The organism is Staphylococcus sp. FSL W8-0056 (genome assembly GCF_037963075.1).
Lineage (GTDB): Bacteria > Bacillota > Bacilli > Staphylococcales > Staphylococcaceae > Staphylococcus > Staphylococcus aureus.
Genome location: NZ_CP150142.1, coordinates 373,155 through 391,696 on the forward strand (window position 1 = coordinate 373,155; position 18,542 = coordinate 391,696).

Annotated in this window: 18 protein-coding genes; 16 read left to right on the top strand and 2 right to left on the bottom strand. The window is 31.5% G+C overall.

The window, feature by feature from the left end; genetic code table 11:
- Positions 1–14: 14 nt before the first annotated feature.
- The 9 genes from NSS86_RS01890 (at position 15) to NSS86_RS01930 (ending at position 8,303) form a co-directional block, all read left to right on the top strand.
- Positions 15–1,019 carry an iron ABC transporter permease gene (locus NSS86_RS01890; protein WP_000184741.1) on the top strand — a complete coding sequence of 335 codons (1,005 nt, stop codon included), beginning with the start codon at positions 15–17 and terminating at the stop codon, positions 1,017–1,019.
- Complete coding sequence (locus tag NSS86_RS01895) at positions 1,016–2,032, top strand: iron ABC transporter permease (RefSeq protein WP_000625878.1); 1,017 nt, start codon at positions 1,016–1,018, stop codon at positions 2,030–2,032. Before NSS86_RS01890 ends, NSS86_RS01895 begins: the two co-directional genes overlap by 4 nt.
- A gap of 233 nt (positions 2,033–2,265) precedes the next feature.
- Positions 2,266–3,234, top strand: coding sequence for a dihydroxyacetone kinase subunit DhaK (dhaK, locus tag NSS86_RS01900; protein WP_000976269.1), 969 nt, complete (start codon positions 2,266–2,268; stop codon positions 3,232–3,234).
- A 41-nt stretch (positions 3,235–3,275) separates the two neighbouring features.
- Positions 3,276–3,860, top strand: coding sequence for a dihydroxyacetone kinase subunit DhaL (dhaL, locus tag NSS86_RS01905; RefSeq protein ID WP_000867201.1), 585 nt, complete (start codon positions 3,276–3,278; stop codon positions 3,858–3,860).
- Positions 3,853–4,215: a dihydroxyacetone kinase phosphoryl donor subunit DhaM gene (gene dhaM / locus NSS86_RS01910; protein WP_001124167.1), complete on the top strand. Its 363-nt coding sequence runs from the start codon at positions 3,853–3,855 to the stop codon at positions 4,213–4,215. Before dhaL ends, dhaM begins: the two co-directional genes overlap by 8 nt.
- A gap of 115 nt (positions 4,216–4,330) precedes the next feature.
- Complete coding sequence (locus NSS86_RS01915) at positions 4,331–4,828, top strand: hypothetical protein (protein ID WP_001164085.1); 498 nt, start codon at positions 4,331–4,333, stop codon at positions 4,826–4,828.
- A gap of 456 nt (positions 4,829–5,284) precedes the next feature.
- Positions 5,285–6,352 (top strand): membrane protein, encoded by a 1,068-nt coding sequence (locus NSS86_RS01920; protein WP_000980137.1) that lies wholly within the window; start codon positions 5,285–5,287, stop codon positions 6,350–6,352.
- Between the two features lie 150 nt (positions 6,353–6,502).
- Complete coding sequence (locus tag NSS86_RS01925) at positions 6,503–7,546, top strand: alpha/beta hydrolase (protein WP_001030772.1); 1,044 nt, start codon at positions 6,503–6,505, stop codon at positions 7,544–7,546.
- 328 nt (positions 7,547–7,874) lie between these two features.
- Positions 7,875–8,303, top strand: a complete 429-nt coding sequence (locus NSS86_RS01930) for a hypothetical protein (protein ID WP_000198504.1) — start codon at positions 7,875–7,877, stop codon at positions 8,301–8,303.
- Between the two features lie 208 nt (positions 8,304–8,511).
- On the opposite strand, the gene NSS86_RS01935 is transcribed toward NSS86_RS01930, so the two are convergent.
- Positions 8,512–9,018 (bottom strand): GNAT family N-acetyltransferase, encoded by a 507-nt coding sequence (locus tag NSS86_RS01935; protein WP_000940129.1) that lies wholly within the window; start codon positions 9,016–9,018, stop codon positions 8,512–8,514.
- Between the two features lie 112 nt (positions 9,019–9,130).
- Here NSS86_RS01935 and graX point away from each other — a divergent pair, with 112 nt between their 5' ends.
- From graX to NSS86_RS01970, 7 genes are all read left to right on the top strand, one after another.
- Complete coding sequence (gene graX / locus NSS86_RS01940; RefSeq protein ID WP_000802955.1) at positions 9,131–10,054, top strand: auxiliary protein GraX/ApsX; 924 nt, start codon at positions 9,131–9,133, stop codon at positions 10,052–10,054.
- Between the two features lie 15 nt (positions 10,055–10,069).
- Positions 10,070–10,744, top strand: a complete 675-nt coding sequence (gene graR, locus NSS86_RS01945; RefSeq protein ID WP_001166500.1) for a response regulator transcription factor GraR/ApsR — start codon at positions 10,070–10,072, stop codon at positions 10,742–10,744.
- The gene (gene graS, locus NSS86_RS01950) at positions 10,737–11,777 is read left to right on the top strand and encodes a histidine kinase GraS/ApsS (protein WP_001061264.1); all 1,041 of its coding nucleotides are present in this window, start codon (positions 10,737–10,739) and stop codon (positions 11,775–11,777) included. The genes graR and graS overlap by 8 nt, the downstream gene beginning before the upstream one ends.
- A gap of 143 nt (positions 11,778–11,920) precedes the next feature.
- Positions 11,921–12,682, top strand: a complete 762-nt coding sequence (vraF, locus tag NSS86_RS01955) for an ABC transporter ATP-binding protein VraF (RefSeq protein WP_000985996.1) — start codon at positions 11,921–11,923, stop codon at positions 12,680–12,682.
- The gene (gene vraG / locus NSS86_RS01960) at positions 12,672–14,561 is read left to right on the top strand and encodes an ABC transporter permease VraG (protein WP_000143615.1); all 1,890 of its coding nucleotides are present in this window, start codon (positions 12,672–12,674) and stop codon (positions 14,559–14,561) included. The genes vraF and vraG overlap by 11 nt, the downstream gene beginning before the upstream one ends.
- A gap of 724 nt (positions 14,562–15,285) precedes the next feature.
- A complete protein-coding gene (locus tag NSS86_RS01965) occupies positions 15,286–15,903 on the top strand; it encodes a DUF47 domain-containing protein (protein ID WP_000491755.1) in 618 nt (205 codons plus the stop codon).
- 15 nt (positions 15,904–15,918) lie between these two features.
- On the top strand, positions 15,919–16,926 hold the full coding sequence (locus tag NSS86_RS01970) for an inorganic phosphate transporter (protein WP_000120368.1): 1,008 nt from the start codon (positions 15,919–15,921) through the stop codon (positions 16,924–16,926).
- Positions 16,927–17,513: 587 nt separating this feature from the next.
- Here NSS86_RS01970 and NSS86_RS01975 read toward each other — a convergent pair.
- Positions 17,514–18,311 carry a LysM peptidoglycan-binding domain-containing protein gene (locus tag NSS86_RS01975; RefSeq protein WP_000731644.1) on the bottom strand — a complete coding sequence of 266 codons (798 nt, stop codon included), beginning with the start codon at positions 18,309–18,311 and terminating at the stop codon, positions 17,514–17,516.
- Positions 18,312–18,542 lie beyond the last annotated feature (231 nt).

The window sequence follows — 18,542 nt, forward strand, 5'->3', positions numbered from 1 at the left end:
AAAGGACAATTAACATGACAAATAGAGAGAACCCAACGCCATTGAAGTTTTTATCCTATATTATAGGTTTAAGTATGATACTACTAATCACACTATTTATTTCTACATTAATAGGTGACGCCAAAATTCAAGCCTCTACAATTATAGAGGCTATTTTTAATTATAATCCTAGCAATCAACAGCAAAACATCATCAATGAGATTAGGATTCCCAGAAATATAGCAGCAGTAATTGTAGGTATGGCGCTTGCAGTTTCTGGTGCGATTATACAAGGTGTTACTCGTAATGGTCTTGCTGATCCGGCGCTCATAGGTTTAAATTCAGGTGCTTCATTTGCTTTAGCATTAACATATGCAGTTTTACCAAACACTTCATTTTTAATATTGATGTTTGCTGGATTTTTAGGTGCTATTCTAGGAGGTGCTATTGTATTAATGATAGGCCGATCTAGACGTGATGGATTTAATCCGATGCGTATTATTTTAGCGGGTGCAGCAGTAAGTGCTATGTTAACAGCGCTAAGTCAAGGTATTGCATTAGCTTTTAGACTAAATCAAACAGTAACATTTTGGACTGCTGGAGGCGTTTCAGGCACAACATGGTCACACCTTAAGTGGGCAATTCCATTAATTGGTATTGCGTTATTCATTATATTAACAATTAGTAAACAACTTACCATTTTAAATCTTGGTGAATCATTAGCTAAAGGTTTAGGTCAAAATGTAACAATGATCAGAGGCATATGTTTAATTATTGCTATGATTCTAGCAGGTATTGCAGTTGCTATCGCTGGACAAGTTGCATTTGTAGGTTTGATGGTACCTCATATAGCAAGATTTTTAATTGGAACTGATTATGCTAAAATTCTACCATTAACAGCCTTGTTAGGTGGGATACTCGTGCTTGTTGCCGATGTGATAGCACGATATTTAGGAGAAGCGCCTGTTGGTGCAATCATTTCATTTATCGGTGTTCCTTACTTTTTATATTTAGTTAAAAAAGGAGGACGCTCAATATGATTAGTTCAAATAATAAACGCAGACAATTGATAGCACTGGCTGTTTTTAGCATTCTACTATTTCTAGGTTGTACTTGGAGTATTACCTCAGGTGAATACAACATACCTGTTGAAAGATTTTTCAAAACTTTAATTGGACAAGGTGATGCCATTGATGAGTTAATCTTATTAGATTTCAGGTTACCTCGGATGATGATTACTATTTTGGCTGGCGCAGCGCTTAGTATTAGTGGTGCAATAGTGCAAAGTGTCACAAAAAATCCAATAGCTGAACCAGGTATATTAGGTATTAACGCAGGTGGCGGATTTGCAATCGCATTATTTATTGCAATTGGTAAAATTAATGCTGACAACTTTGTTTATGTACTGCCGTTAATAAGTATACTAGGTGGTATCACCACTGCATTGATTATTTTTATTTTCAGTTTTAATAAAAATGAAGGTGTTACACCTGCGAGTATGGTATTAATAGGTGTAGGTTTACAAACAGCATTATATGGTGGCTCAATTACAATTATGTCAAAATTTGATGATAAGCAATCTGATTTCATCGCTGCTTGGTTTGCAGGTAATATTTGGGGTGACGAATGGCCATTTGTCATTGCATTTTTACCGTGGGTGTTGATTATTATTCCTTACTTACTATTTAAATCGAATACACTAAATATTATTCATACGGGTGATAATATTGCACGAGGTCTAGGTGTAAGGTTAAGCAGAGAACGTTTAATATTATTCTTTATCGCAGTGATGTTATCATCTGCTGCTGTAGCAGTAGCAGGTTCAATTTCGTTTATCGGATTAATGGGTCCGCATATTGCCAAACGTATCGTTGGACCACGTCACCAGTTGTTTTTACCAATTGCCATTTTAGTAGGGGCATGTTTACTTGTTATAGCTGATACAATTGGCAAAATTGTATTACAACCAGGTGGGGTTCCAGCAGGTATTGTCGTAGCAATTATTGGTGCACCGTATTTCTTATATTTAATGTACAAAACGAAAAATGTATAGTGTCAAAGGACACAACTTATTGCTATGAAAGGCACTTTATTATAAGGCTTTTCATAGCATTTTTTATTTAATGAGCCACTCAAGACTATTTATTTTTTCAATAATGAACCATTAAGTTATCAAGAGGATCTTATCAAAAATATATTTGATAACGGTATCAGGTTAATTCTTTATGATAGCGCATTCATTTATTCTGTTTTATACTATGACTGATAATACCAAGGAGGTACAACATGATGAAAAAGTTAATCAATAAAAAAGAAACATTTTTAACTGATATGCTTGAAGGATTGTTAATTGCGCACCCAGAGTTAGATCTGATTGCTAATACAGTTATTGTAAAAAAAGCTAAGAAAGAACATGGTGTAGCAATAGTCTCTGGAGGTGGAAGCGGACATGAACCTGCGCATGCCGGTTTTGTTGCAGAAGGTATGCTAGATGCAGCGGTTTGTGGCGAAGTATTTACATCACCTACACCTGATAAAATATTAGAAGCTATTAAAGCAGTAGATACTGGTGATGGTGTATTACTAGTTGTAAAAAACTATGCAGGTGACGTGATGAATTTCGAAATGGCACAAGAGCTTGCAGAAATGGAAGGTATAAATGTTCAAACTGTTATTGTTCGTGACGACATTGCTGTGACAAACGAAGTACAACGTCGTGGTGTTGCAGGAACAGTGTTTGTTCATAAGCTTGCCGGTTATCTTGCTGAAAAAGGTTATTCATTAACAGAGATAAAATCGCGTGTAGAAGCGTTGTTACCTGAAATTAAAAGTATTGGTATGGCAATTGAGCCACCGCTTGTTCCAACTACTGGAAAATATGGCTTTGATATTGAAGACGACAAAATGGAAATCGGTATTGGTATACATGGTGAAAAAGGTATTCATAGGGAAGAAGTAAAGGATATTGATCATATTGTTGGAACATTGTTAGACGAATTGTATAAAGAAGTTACTGCCAATGATGTCATATTAATGGTAAATGGTATGGGTGGTACGCCGTTATCTGAATTAAATATCGTAACTAAATATATTCAACAAAATTTAGCTGCAAGAACGGTTAATGTTGCTAAATGGTTTGTTGGTGATTATATGACATCTTTAGACATGCAAGGTTTTTCTATAACTATCGTGCCTAATAAACCAGAATATTTGGAAGCATTTTTAGCACCAACAACAAGTCAATACTTTAAATAAGAAGTGAATATGAATAAATATACATTTATGAGGTGGCACAAATGAAAGTGAATGATATGAAAGCACGTTTATTAAATTTAGAAGAAACGTTTAAAAAACATGAATCTGAATTAACTGAATTAGATCGAGCAATTGGTGATGGTGACCACGGGGTTAACATGGTTCGTGGGTTTAGTAGTCTTAAAGACAAACTTGATGATAGCTCAATGCAATCATTGTTCAAATCGACTGGTATGGCATTGATGTCAAATGTTGGGGGTGCATCAGGACCACTGTATGGCTTTAGCTTTGTTAAAATGTCTGCAGTCACCAAAGATGATATGGATAATCAAGATTTCATTACACTAATTCAGGCATTTGCCGAAGCGGTTGAATCACGTGGTAAAGTTACTTTAAATGAAAAGACAATGTATGATGTAGTAGCGCGAGCAGCAGAGAAGCTTGAAAATGGTGAAACTTTAACATTCAATGATTTACAGCAATTAGCAGATAATACAAAAGATATGGTAGCAACGAAAGGTAGAGCTGCATATTTTGGAGAAGAATCAAAAGGTTATATTGATCCAGGTGCTCAAAGTATGGTTTATATTTTAAACGCTTTGATTGGAGATGAAGATAATGCCTAAAATTATACTTGTTAGCCACAGTAAAGAAATTGCAAGTGGTACAAAATCTTTGTTAAAGCAAATGGCAGGTGACGTTGATATTATACCAATCGGGGGATTACCAGATGGTTCAATTGGAACTTCATTTGATATCATCCAAGAAGTTTTGACTAAATTAGAGGATGATGCATTGTGTTTTTACGATATTGGATCTTCAGAAATGAATGTAGATATGGCAATTGAAATGTATGATGGTAATCATCGTGTGTTAAAAGTTGATGCACCAATTGTTGAAGGCAGTTTTATCGCAGCAGTAAAGCTATCAATCGGCGGTTCAATTGATGATGCATTAGCAGAAATCAAACAATCATTTTAGTTAAAATTTACTAATAATGAAAAATGTAAACCTTTTTCAAATGAAACTTTATAAAAAATATGATAGTATATATGTAAATGTTTAATAAAATCTGGAGAAATAGGAGGACATTGCCATGCAACACCTTATAAAAAAACATGTATTGAATGGCGAGTTTGATTTAGTACGACAATTGATGTCCGAAACAGATTTTATGGAATTTGAAGAAGCATATATTTCAAGTGCGCATGAAGTAGAAAGTATGATGTTTTATACATGTATTTTAGATATGATTAAGTACGAAGAATCATCTGAAATGCATGACTTAGCATTTTTATTGCTTGTGTATCCACTAAGTGAATATGAAGGTGCTTTGGATTCTGCTTATTATCATGCAGACGCTTCCATAAAACTTACTGACGGCAAAGAAGTTAAAAGTTTGTTACAAATGTTATTATTGCATGCGATACCAACACCTGTTATTTCAGATAAGAAGGCTTTTGATATCGCCAAGCAAATTTTAAAATTAGATCCTAATAATAATGTTGCTCGTAACGTCTTAAAAGACACTGCCAAACGTATGGACAACGTTGTTGTTGATATAAATGAATTACACCAACGTAATGCACGTTAATTACATTTCAATTATATTAGCTTAATAATAGTTTTAACATTTGGTTGGGTTGGGACATATGTTCCAGCCTTTTTTAATACTTAAAAACTAACGAAGTATACTTGTGTGCACAAATGGTTTTTATACAACATTTTATAAATTTATACATTTTAATAAAGAACATACGATATATGGTTTAAACCTTGTTAACTGAGAGATTTTGATATGTATTCTTCGAAATTTAACTAAATTTACGAAATTCAAGAAGCACAATAATTAATCAATTTTCCTATACAAAAGTTCGTATGACTGCATTATAAAAGCATAAATTTATAATTTTTTTAAATGTCATTGAACGTGATAATGTGAATGGATTGAGCAATTTTGAAAAAGTGAAAAATAACCTATGCGACTTGCAATTAATTTTCAGTACGTTATAATGCACACTGTGCAAAATTAAGGAGGTCTATTATTCACATGATGATGAATAAAGAAGCAACAAAAATTGGATTTGCCTACGTCGGCATTGTAGTGGGCGCAGGATTTTCAACTGGACAAGAAGTTATGCAATTTTTCACTAAATATGGCTTGTGGGCTTATTTAGGTGTTATTATATCTGGTTTTATTTTAGCTTTTATTGGGCGCCAAGTAGCAAAAATTGGTACTGCCTTTGAAGCGACAAACCATGAATCAACATTACAATACGTATTCGGTGAAAAGTTTAGTAAAGTCTTTGATTATATTTTAATCTTCTTCTTATTTGGTATAGCTGTAACCATGATAGCTGGTGCAGGCGCAACATTTGAAGAAAGTTATAACATACCTACATGGCTAGGTGCTTTAATTATGACATTAGCGATTTATATTACGTTGCTATTAGACTTTAATAAAATAGTACGTGCACTTGGTATCGTTACACCATTTTTAATTGTTTTAGTTGTATTAATCGCTGGCGTTTATTTATTTAAAGGTCATGTTTCACTAGCAGAAGTTAACCAAGTAGTGCCTGAAGCAAGTATTTGGAAGGGAATCTGGTTTGGTACAATATATGGTGGATTAGCTTTTTCTGTAGGTTTTAGTACCATCGTAGCAATCGGTGGGGATACAGAAAAGCGTACAGTGTCAGGTGCAGGCGCGATGTATGGTGGTATTATCTATACTGTATTACTAGCATTGATCAACTTTGCATTGCAAAGTGAATATCCAACTATTAAAAATGCCTCAATTCCAACATTGACGTTAGCAAATAATATCCATCCTTTAATAGCAACAGTGTTATCTGTTATTATGCTGGCGGTTATGTATAATACTATTCTAGGACTAATGTATTCATTTGCAGCACGTTTTACAGAACCATACAGTAAAAATTATCATATCTTTATTATTATAATGATGGTAGCAGGTTATTTATTAAGTTTCGTAGGATTTGCTGAATTAATTAATAAGTTATATACAATTATGGGATATGTAGGCTTATTTATTGTAGTAGCTGTAATTATTAAATATTTCAAACGTAAAAATGCGGATAAAAAACATATTGCTTAATATCATATGATGGATATCCGAAACTTTACAATTGAATCACTTTGTTTTAACCTTAAAAGCAATTCGTCTCTACTCTTATCGGGCGAATTGCTTTTTATATTTATTCAGTCTATTAATATGAGCGTCTAACAAATAGAGAGGTACGATGTAATGAATAAAGATAATAAATGGACGATGATAACTGCGCTTTTTATAACTGTAATCAGTGTATTGTTAGCATTTCATCTGAAACAACATTATGACCAAATTACAAATGAGAACCATGCTAATAAAGACAAAATTAATATTAAAAATAAAAATGTGCGCATTTATCAAAACCTTACATACAATAGAGTTTTCCCTAACAGTAAATTAGATATTATTACACCTGTTGATATGTCTTCTAATGCCAAACTGCCAGTTATTTTTTGGATGCACGGTGGTGGTTATATTGCGGGTGATAAGCAGTATAAAAACCCATTATTAGCGAAAATTGCTGAACAAGGGTACATTGTTGTGAATGTAAATTATGCATTGGCGCCACAATATAAATATCCCACACCATTAATTCAAATGAATCAAGCAACTCAATTCATTAAAGAAAATAAAATGAATTTACCTATTGATTTTAATCAAGTAATTATTGGCGGTGATTCTGCAGGTGCTCAATTAGCTAGCCAATTTACGGCAATACAGACGAATGATCGCTTAAGAGAAGCCATGAAATTTGATCAGTCATTCAAACCATCGCAAATTAAAGGTGCTATACTATTTGGTGGTTTTTATAATATGCAAACAGTTAGAGAAACTGAGTTTCCAAGAATACAGTTATTTATGAAAAGTTATACTGGCGAAGAAGATTGGGAAAAGAGCTTTAAAAATATTTCACAAATGTCGACAGTAAAACAATCGACAAAAAATTATCCACCAACATTTTTATCTGTTGGAGATAGCGATCCATTCGAAAGTCAAAATATAGAATTCAGTAAGAAATTACAAGAATTGAATGTACCAGTAGATACTTTGTTTTATGATGGTACGCATCATTTACATCATCAGTATCAATTTCACCTTAATAAACCTGAATCGATAGATAACATCAAAAAAGTGTTACTTTTCTTAAGTCGTAATACATCTTCTAGTGGTATTCAAACTGAAGAGAAACCACAAATGGAAAATCCGAGTAATGAATTACCGTTAAATCCTTTAAACTAATGATAAACAGTAGTAATTTATTACTTAAGCAACATTTAAGATCTTCAAATTGAAAACGAAGAATTTAAAACATGTGGGGCTAATGTGTAAGAGTCTGAGATATAATAAATTGTTAGCGGTTCTTTATCATTTCTATCTCACCCTATTATGATGTGACATTTATTTTACAAACTAATTTGTTTTGAACCTGAAAATAACTTTTTACAACTAAATTGTCGAAAAACAGTGTGTACATGATATAATAAATTTATAAATTGAAAAGAATTCAAAAGAAAAAATAAAATATAGATTGAGCACGAAGTGATTTGAAATAAGGTTGTGAAAGGGAATGACAAGGTCAGCATTAAAACCATTTAAAAATAAACGCGTTATGGTTACTGGACGTATACAACGTGTTTTGTTTAAAAATTATTTAGATAGACATAGCACATTTAAGCCGAATGTAAGGATATTATTAAAAGATGTATTTGTTTCAGGTGTATCAATAGATCATTTATGGTTATATGAGACAAATAAATACTATGCATTGGCAATGGAACTTATTCATCAACGAGTAAAATTTAGTGCGAATGTTGTACCATATTACAAAATAAATAGAAATAATAATTTATTCGTACAAGATTATGGAATTAAGCGTAAAGGTAGGTTAATTACTGAAGAAGCTTACAATCAAAACAATCAGTATCAGGATAAGATATATGAAAAATTACCGGATATAGATTTTAGACTCGAAGATTTTTATAGTAAGGAAAACTAAACAACATATATAAAGCACTACTAATCGTAGTTGATAGTTGATCAATTACACATTAGTGGTGCTTTATTTTGAATTTAAATTTGATAAATGAATAAGAGTATACGCATTCATTTAAGATTAGATGACATTGATAAGTATGAGTAATGTATTAGGTAACCATTAAATTCGTTGTTATGCGATTCTGATACAAGATTATGATAAAATAGCTTTAATTAAGAATTTTAGCCATCATATAGTCATCGTAATATTTACCATCGATAAATAACTTATCTTTTAAAACGCCTTCGATTTGAAAATCGGCACTTTTAAAAAGCTCGAGGGCAGGTTGGTTATTGAGTGGTACATTTGCTTCAATTCGGTGTATTTGATTGTTTAAACACCAAGCCATAATGGCATCAAGAAGTGCTTGGCCAATTCCACGATGTTGATATAATTTCTTTACACCTAAATCAATTTTAGCAACATGTTTAATGCGTTGAAATGGTGTCGTATTAACAAAGGCAAAGCCAACGAGTTGTTCATCACTTTCAGCAACAAAGATGACTTTATGTGGAGAAGTGATATATTCTTCTAATTGTTTACTAGCCGACGTGACGCTAGGATCATATTCTCCTGGTGTGTAGAACATATACGGAGATTCGTCGTATATTTTCGCTAACATTGAAATGAAATTTTCTACATCTTTGATACTAACTCTACGTATAATATGGGCCATAAAAAGCCTCCAGTATTTTGAAATTTTAAAACATTTGCTACTATTATAATATATATGTAACTAAAAGGTGGAGTAATATGTTTTTTGGTTACAGTTTAAAGGAGTATTTTAGATGAAACCTAAAGTTTTATTAGCAGGTGGAACAGGATATATTGGTAAGTATTTAAGTGAAGTGATTGAAAATGATGCTGAACTTTTTACTATATCAAAATATCCAGACAATAAAAAAACAGATGATGTTGAAATGACTTGGATTCAGTGTGATATATTTCATTACGAACAGGTTGTTGCAGCAATGAATCAAATAGATATTGCTGTATTCTTTATCGACCCAACAAAGAATTCTGCCAAAATAACACAATCATCAGCAAGAGATTTAACATTAATCGCAGCAGATAATTTTGGTCGAGCAGCGGCTATCAATCAAGTAAAAAAAGTAATCTACATACCTGGGAGTCGTTATGATAATGAAACAATTGAACGCCTAGGTGCATATGGCACACCTGTAGAAACAACAAATTTAGTTTTTAAACGTTCTTTAGTTAATGTAGAATTACAAGTTTCAAAGTATGATGATGTTAGATCAACGATGAAGGTAGTTTTACCAAAGGGATGGACATTAAAGAACGTTGTAAACCATTTTATTGCATGGATGGGTTACACTAAAGGAACTTTTGTGAAAACAGAAAAATCACATGATCAATTTAAGATATATATTAAGAATAAGGTGCGACCGCTCGCAGTATTTAAAATAGAAGAAACAGCTGACGGAATAATAACTTTAATTTTATTGAGTGGAAGTTTAGTGAAAAAATACACAGTTAATCAAGGGAAGTTAGAATTTAGATTAATCAAAGAGTCGGCAGTCGTTTATATACATCTATACGATTATATCCCTCGATTATTTTGGCCGATTTATTACTTTATACAAGCACCAATGCAAAAAATGATGATTCATGGCTTTGAAGTTGACTGCCGGATTAAAGATTTTCAAAGTCGATTAAAATCAGGAGAAAATATGAAATATACTAAATGATATTGGGTGATATGGATGCAAATACTACTAGTAGAAGATGACAATACTTTGTTTCAAGAATTGAAAAAAGAATTAGAACAATGGGATTTTAATGTTGCTGGTATTGAAGATTTCGGCAAAGTAATGGATACATTTGAAAGTTTTAATCCTGAAATTGTTATATTGGATGTTCAATTACCTAAATATGATGGGTTTTATTGGTGCAGAAAAATGAGAGAAGTTTCCAACGTACCAATATTATTTTTATCATCTCGTGATAATCCAATGGATCAAGTGATGAGTATGGAACTTGGCGCAGATGATTATATGCAAAAACCTTTCTATACCAATGTATTAATTGCTAAATTACAAGCGATTTATCGTCGTGTCTATGAGTTTACAGCTGAAGAAAAACGTACATTGACTTGGCAAGATGCTGTCGTTGATCTATCAAAAGATAGTATACAAAAAGGTGACGATACGATTTTTCTATCCAAAACAGAAATGATTATATTAGAAATTCTTATTACCAAAAAAAATCAAATCGTTTCGAGAGATACAATTATCACTGCATTATGGGATGATGAAGCATTTGTTAGTGATAATACGTTAACAGTAAATGTGAATCGTTTACGAAAAAAATTATCTGAAATTAGTATGGATAGTGCAATCGAAACAAAAGTAGGAAAAGGATATATGGCTCATGAATAATTTGAAATGGGTAGCTTATTTTTTGAAATCTCGCATGAACTGGATATTTTGGATATTGTTTTTAAACTTGCTTATGTTAGGCATTAGTCTAATCGATTATGATTTTCCAATAGACAGTTTATTTTATATTGTTTCTTTGAATTTAAGTTTAACAATGATTTTTCTTATATTGACATATTTTAAAGAAGTAAAATTATATAAGCATTTTGACAAAGATAAAGAAATAGAAGAAATTAAACATAAAGATTTAGCGGAAACGCCATTTCAACGTCATACAGTTGATTATTTATATCGTCAAATCTCAGCGCACAAAGAAAAGGTTGTTGAGCAACAGTTACAATTGAACATGCATGAACAAACCATTACAGAATTTGTGCACGACATAAAAACACCTGTGACAGCCATGAAATTATTAATTGATCAAGAAAAAAATCAAGAAAGAAAACAGGCATTACTATATGAATGGTCTCGTATAAACTCGATGCTGGATACACAGCTGTATATTACTAGATTAGAATCTCAACGCAAAGATATGTATTTTGATTACGTGTCACTTAAACGCATGGTCATTGATGAAATACAATTAACAAGACATATTAGTCAGGTTAAAGGTATTGGTTTTGATGTTGACTTTAAAGTGGATGATTATGTTTATACAGATACAAAATGGTGTCGTATGATTATTAGACAGATTTTGTCAAACGCATTGAAATATAGTGAGAATTTTAATATTGAAATTGGGACAGAATTAAATGATCAACATGTTTCGTTATATATTAAAGACTATGGCAGAGGTATTAGTAAAAAAGATATGCCGCGAATATTTGAACGAGGATTTACGTCAACGGCTAACAGAAATGAAACGACGTCTTCAGGTATGGGTCTATATTTAGTAAATAGTGTAAAGGATCAATTAGGTATTCACCTGCAAGTCACGTCGACTGTTGGTAAGGGGACAACTGTCAGATTGATTTTCCCATTACAAAATGAAATTGTTGAACGCATGTCGGAAGTGACAAATTTGTCATTTTAAACATGCGTTTTGTTACTTAGAATTGATACATCAATGCAGCTTCAACGTTATAATAAGATAGATGTTAGTCATATGTTAAATTGAAGATACAAGTGCCAAAGCCTAAAGGAAATGAAGTTAAGATAAATTATAGGAGTGTTAAAGTGGCAATTTTAGAAGTAAAACAATTAACAAAAATATATGGAACTAAAAAAATGGCACAAGAAGTGTTGCGAGATATCAATATGTCTATTGAAGAAGGCGAGTTTATTGCTATTATGGGTCCCTCTGGATCTGGGAAAACGACATTATTAAATGTTTTAAGTTCAATTGATTATATTTCACAAGGTTCTATTACATTAAAAGGAAAAAAATTAGAAAAGCTTTCAAACAAGGAATTATCTGATATACGCAAGCATGATATTGGTTTTATTTTTCAAGAGTATAATTTACTGCATACATTGACTGTTAAAGAAAACATAATGTTACCACTAACGGTTCAGAAGTTAGATAAAGAACATATGTTAAATCGTTATGAAAAAGTAGCAGAAGCATTAAATATATTGGATATTAGTGATAAATACCCTTCTGAATTGTCTGGTGGACAAAGACAACGAACATCTGCTGCAAGAGCGTTTATTACATTACCTTCTATTATATTTGCTGACGAACCAACAGGTGCACTGGATTCTAAAAGTACTCAAGATTTATTAAAACGATTAACAAGAATGAATGAAGCATTTAAGTCTACAATTATTATGGTAACGCATGATCCTGTTGCAGCAAGTTATGCCAATCGAGTAGTGATGCTAAAAGATGGTCAAATTTTCACTGAATTATACCAAGGGGATGACGATAAACATACCTTTTTCAAAGAAATAATACGTGTACAAAGTGTTTTAGGTGGCGTTAATTATGACCTTTAACGAGATAATATTTAAAAATTTCCGTCAAAATTTATCACATTATGCCATCTATCTTTTTTCATTAATTACGAGTGTAGTATTGTATTTTAGCTTTGTAGCATTAAAATACGCGCATAAACTAAACATGACAGAGTCATATCCAATTATTAAGGAAGGCTCACAAGTCGGAAGCTACTTTCTATTTTTCATCATAATTGCATTTTTGTTATATGCCAATGTGTTATTTATTAAACGACGAAGTTATGAGCTTGCATTATATCAAACATTAGGTTTATCTAAATTCAACATTATTTATATACTAATGCTCGAACAATTACTAATATTTATAATTACGGCAATATTAGGTATTATTATTGGTATTTTTGGTTCAAAACTGTTATTAATGATTGTCTTTACATTATTAGGAATTAAAGAAAAGGTTCCAATTATTTTTAGTTTGAGGGCGGTATTTGAAACATTAATGTTAATCGGTGTCGCTTATTTTTTAACCTCTGCTCAAAATTTTATATTAGTGTTCAAACAATCTATTTCACAGATGTCAAAGAATAACCAGGTTAAAGAAACAAATCATAATAAAATTACATTTGAAGAGGTTGTTTTAGGCATCTTAGGTATAGTATTGATTACCACAGGATACTATCTATCTTTGAACATTGTTCAATATTATGATTCTATCGGTATACTTATGTTTATTTTATTGTCAACTGTGATTGGGGCATACTTATTTTTTAAAAGCTCTGTTTCTCTAGTTTTTAAAATGGTGAAGAAGTTTAGAAAAGGTGTTATAAGTGTAAATGATGTCATGTTCTCATCATCTATTATGTATCGTATTAAGAAAAATGCTTTTTCACTTACGGTCATGGCAATCATTTCAGCGATTACTGTTTCAGTTCTTTGCTTTGCTGCTATAAGTAGAGCGTCCTTATCAAGTGAAATAAAATATACTGCACCACACGACGTTACAATTAAAGACCAACAAAAAGCTAATCAATTAGCAAGTGAATTAAACAATCAAAAAATTCCTCATTTTTATAATTATAAAGAAGTAATTCATACGAAATTGTATAAAGATAATTTATTTGATGTAAAAGCGAAAGAACCATACAATGTAACAATTACTAGTGATAAATATATCCCTAATACTGATTTGAAACGTGGACAAGCTGATTTGTTTGTAGCGGAAGGTTCTATCAAAGATTTAGTGAAACATAAGAAGCATGGTAAGGCAATTATAGGAACGAAAAAACATCATGTTAATATTAAGTTACGGAAAGATATTAATAAAATCTATTTTATGACAGATGTTGATTTAGGTGGACCAACGTTTGTCTTAAATGACAAAGACTATCAAGAAATAAGAAAGTATACAAAAGCAAAGCATATCGTCTCTCAATTTGGATTCGATTTGAAACATAAAAAAGATGCTTTAGCATTAGAAAAAGTGAAAAATAAAGTTGATAAATCTATTAAAACAAGAAGTGAAGCGATAAGCTCAATATCAAGTTTAACCGGAATATTATTATTTGTAACATCATTTTTAGGTATTACATTCTTGATTGCTGTATGTTGCATTATATACATTAAGCAAATAGATGAAACCGAAGATGAGTTAGAGAATTATAGTATATTGAGAAAGCTTGGATTTACACAAAAAGATATGGCAAGGGGACTAAAGTTTAAAATTATGTTTAATTTTGGGTTACCTTTAGTTATTGCACTATCACATGCATATTTTACATCATTAGCATATATGAAATTAATGGGTACAACGAATCAAATACCGGTTTTCATAGTAATGGGATTATACATTTGTATGTATGCTGTTTTTGCAGTGACGGCTTATAATCATTCCAAGCGAACAATTAGACATTCCATATAAAATATACAGATGGCTTTCAGTAGAGTAGTGGATTCGAATTCACGAACTATACTGGAAGCTTTTTATTATAAATGAAGAGAAGTTATATTTTTAGCATGTATAGTTGAATACTGGGTTAAAATACCATATTAATAATGAAGTAAAGGTATGAGTGATTATGAAAGTGTTTTGAATGAAATATATTTAATTGGTGATGCTTTTAATTGAAAAGATTAACAGGATTCAACTTTGTAAATTGTATTAAATGTGAGAAAATAAAAGTATATTCATTGAGATATATATGAGTCAATGATCGTTTTAAACAAGATAAGTGTATTTTAATATGTAAAAGTTATGTAATAAATATTGTATCGTTGCAAATTTCCCAACTATATCCATTTACAATTTTTAGAGTTGTATAGATAAAAAATTGCCTATAAAATAACTTTTTCAAAACAAATGCCTACTACTATTTAAATTTTATGTAAAAGTTAAGTTTCGGAATTGTTAAAAATTTGTAAATTGAATTGTGGGATTGTAAATTTTGTGCTATTTTCATATAAGGGCAAATACAGTAAATTGTTTACTGTGAGGCATTTTTGAAATTAATATCAGTACACTAAAATTATACTGACGATTGATAATAACAAATTTGTATCATTAGTTTGTAAATTCACTTGTCTTAATTTGAAACAAATTATAACTGAATGTGATTGGTGACAATCGCTTAAATGGAGGATTTTAAATGTTTAGTAAGAAAAAAGATAAGTTTATGGTTCAATTAGAAGAGATGGTTTTCAATCTGGATCGTGCTGCTATTGAATTCGGTAAAATGGATTTCAATACACATTTAGATTTAAAAGCATACTCAGACAACATTAAAACTTATGAGTCACATGGTGACGAATTAGTACATCAAGTAATTACTGATTTAAATCAAACATTTATCACACCAATTGAACGTGAAGATATTTTATCATTATGTGATGCAATTGATGATGTTTTAGATGCAATTGAAGAAACGGCAGCTATGTTTGAAATGTATTCAATCGAATACACAGATGAATATATGGCTGAGTTTGTTGATAACATTCAAAAAGCAGTTGCAGAAATGAAACTTGCTGTCGGCTTATTAGTCGATAAAAAATTATCACATATGCGTATTCATTCAATTAATATTAAAGAATTTGAAACAAACTGTGATGGTATTTTAAGACAGTCAATTAAACATATTTTCAATAGCGAAACAGATCCAATCACATTAATTAAAATAAAAGATATTTATGAAAGCATGGAAGAAATTGCTGATAAATGTCAAATCGTAGCAAATAATTTTGAAACTATTATTATGAAAAATAGCTAAGGGGAGTATATATTTATGTCATATATAATCATCGTCACTATAGCTGTAGTTATTTTCTCGCTGATATTTGACTTTATCAATGGATTCCATGATACAGCCAATGCAGTAGCTACTGCTGTATCTACTAGAGCGTTAACGCCTAAAACGGCAATTTTAATGGCAGCAGTGATGAACTTTATAGGTGCTTTAACATTTACGGGCGTTGCAGGCACCATTACTAAAGACATTGTCGATCCATTTAAATTGGAAAATGGATTAGTTGTTGTGTTAGCTGCAATACTTGCGGCTATTATTTGGAATTTAGCTACTTGGTTTTACGGAATTCCAAGTTCGTCTTCACATGCACTTATAGGTTCAATTGCGGGTGCAGCAATCGCATCTGAAGGCTCATTTGGAGTGTTACATTACCAAGGTTTCACAAAAATTATTATTGTATTAATCGTTTCACCGATAATCGCATTTTGTGTTGGTTTCTTGATGTATTCAATTTTTAAAGTTATCTTTAAAAATGCAAATTTAACAAGAGCGAATCGTAACTTTAGATTTTTCCAAATTTTCACGGCAGCGTTACAATCATTCTCTCACGGTACGAATGATGCGCAAAAATCAATGGGTATTATTACGTTGGCATTGATTGTCGCTAATGTACAGAATGATGGCAGTGTTGAACCACAGTTATGGGTAAAATTTGCCTGTGCGACAGCAATGGGGCTTGGTACTGCAATTGGTGGCTGGAAAATTATCAAAACTGTAGGTGGTAATATTATGAAAATACGTCCAGCAAATGGTGCTGCGGCCGATTTATCATCTGCATTAACAATTTTTGTTGCATCATCGCTACATTTCCCATTATCAACAACTCACGTTGTGTCATCATCAATCTTAGGTGTTGGTGCTTCTAACCGAGCTAAAGGTGTAAAATGGAGCACTGCGCAACGAATGATCATTACATGGGTGATTACATTACCTATTTCAGCATTGTTAGCAGGTTTACTATTCTATATACTTAACTTATTTTTCTAATTGAAAATAAAACTAAACTGAACTTCAGTATCACAAACATATGGTGGTATTGAAGTTCATTTTTTTATGTAAGTAGATAACATATTTTATAGAATTTACGTAGAATGACCAAGACAAAGCATTTTAATTAGGGGGCTAAGTTATAAATTTATTCCATGGAACATAAACAGTTAGGTCATTAAAATATAAGTAAGCGTAAAATAATGATTTAATAGTTTATATTCTTCAATGAAGGAATAATTAAATAGTTATCAACTTGTTTAATTAACCTAAATTGTATTGGGCTTTATTTAATATAAATTTGTATATGTAGAAGAAAAAGCGTAAAATACTGGTATAACAAATTAAATCATTATATAGTCAACTTAGTTGCATTATTTTGATTTTTAATATATTATGCATTTAATTTAATCAAATAGGTAGGTTATTATTTTTTACCTAACTACCATTCATACAAAATATAAATAAGTATGATAGGGAAGGGTGAGATAATTTTTTGTACCAAAATGAAAATTTTTTTCAAAAATAAAAAACTAGCAATCTCACATGATGTGAATTGCTAGTATATATCAGTACAATTTATTTAATTAATGGATGAATGCATAGCTAGAAACTTCTGAAGCTGGAATTGTACGGTAGTTCATATTGTATGGACCATATGTGTAATTCATTTCAGAAATCAAGATACTACCATCACCATTGACACGTTCAACATAAGCAACATGACCATATGGACCAGGTGTGCTTTGCATAATTGAACCAACTGATGGTGTGTTGTTTACTTGGTAACCATCATTAGCTGCGTTACCAGCCCAATACTTAGCGTCTGACCAATATGTGCTAATTGGACTACCAGCTTGAGCACGACGGTCAAATACGTACCATGTACATTGACCAGCAGTGTATAAATTTTGGTGATTAAAAGATGATGCATTGCCATTGCTACCTGTTGTAGCTGTTGGTGTTGTACCACCTGATCCACCATTAGGAATTTGTAATGTTTGGTTAGGCATAATTAAATAACCACGTAAGTTATTGGCTGCCATTAATTGATCAACTGAAACACCATATCTGCTAGCAATGATATTTAATGATTCACCAGCTTGTACAGTATGAGATGATGCTGAACCAGCTTGTGGAGAAGTGTTTGACGTATTTTGTGCATCACTTCCACCTACTGAGATAACTTGACCAGGGAATACCAAGTTGTTATCTAATTGGTTATTTTGTTTAATACTCTCTACTGAAGTGTTGTATTTTTGAGCAATACTCCATAATGATTCACCAGATTGTACTGTATGTTGTGTAGAAGCTTGTGCATCATGATGCGTTAAAAATGCAGCTGCACCAGATGTTGCTGTTATTGCAAATGCTAATTTTTTCAAAGGGACTCCTCCTTAAAATTAAGTTTTACTACTTTTAAAAATTATTAAGACAATTTATATAGTAAATTAAGTTTTCGTTTTATATTACGATTTCCATATTATCAAAAATAAGTAGCTTTGTGTGGTTTGTTATTATCTTGTAATATTATTAACATTTTAGGATATCGGTTCATATTTTTATAAATGCTGATTTGATAGTGTATAAAAGCGTTTTAGTGATTTTAACTAATT

Bases quoted from the DNA above. Each gene is read 5' to 3' on its own strand.
- NSS86_RS01890 (WP_000184741.1), top strand. From the start codon at position 15: ATGACAAATAGAGAGAACCCAACGCCATTGAAGTTTTTATCCTATATT.
- NSS86_RS01895 (WP_000625878.1), top strand. From the start codon at position 1,016: ATGATTAGTTCAAATAATAAACGCAGACAATTGATAGCACTGGCTGTT.
- dhaK (WP_000976269.1), top strand. From the start codon at position 2,266: ATGATGAAAAAGTTAATCAATAAAAAAGAAACATTTTTAACTGATATG.
- dhaL (WP_000867201.1), top strand. From the start codon at position 3,276: ATGAAAGTGAATGATATGAAAGCACGTTTATTAAATTTAGAAGAAACG.
- dhaM (WP_001124167.1), top strand. From the start codon at position 3,853: ATGCCTAAAATTATACTTGTTAGCCACAGTAAAGAAATTGCAAGTGGT.
- NSS86_RS01915 (WP_001164085.1), top strand. From the start codon at position 4,331: ATGCAACACCTTATAAAAAAACATGTATTGAATGGCGAGTTTGATTTA.
- NSS86_RS01920 (WP_000980137.1), top strand. From the start codon at position 5,285: ATGATGATGAATAAAGAAGCAACAAAAATTGGATTTGCCTACGTCGGC.
- NSS86_RS01925 (WP_001030772.1), top strand. From the start codon at position 6,503: ATGAATAAAGATAATAAATGGACGATGATAACTGCGCTTTTTATAACT.
- NSS86_RS01930 (WP_000198504.1), top strand. From the start codon at position 7,875: ATGACAAGGTCAGCATTAAAACCATTTAAAAATAAACGCGTTATGGTT.
- NSS86_RS01935 (WP_000940129.1), bottom strand. From the start codon at position 9,018: ATGGCCCATATTATACGTAGAGTTAGTATCAAAGATGTAGAAAATTTC.
- graX (WP_000802955.1), top strand. From the start codon at position 9,131: ATGAAACCTAAAGTTTTATTAGCAGGTGGAACAGGATATATTGGTAAG.
- graR (WP_001166500.1), top strand. From the start codon at position 10,070: ATGCAAATACTACTAGTAGAAGATGACAATACTTTGTTTCAAGAATTG.
- graS (WP_001061264.1), top strand. From the start codon at position 10,737: ATGAATAATTTGAAATGGGTAGCTTATTTTTTGAAATCTCGCATGAAC.
- vraG (WP_000143615.1), top strand. From the start codon at position 12,672: ATGACCTTTAACGAGATAATATTTAAAAATTTCCGTCAAAATTTATCA.
- NSS86_RS01965 (WP_000491755.1), top strand. From the start codon at position 15,286: ATGTTTAGTAAGAAAAAAGATAAGTTTATGGTTCAATTAGAAGAGATG.
- NSS86_RS01970 (WP_000120368.1), top strand. From the start codon at position 15,919: ATGTCATATATAATCATCGTCACTATAGCTGTAGTTATTTTCTCGCTG.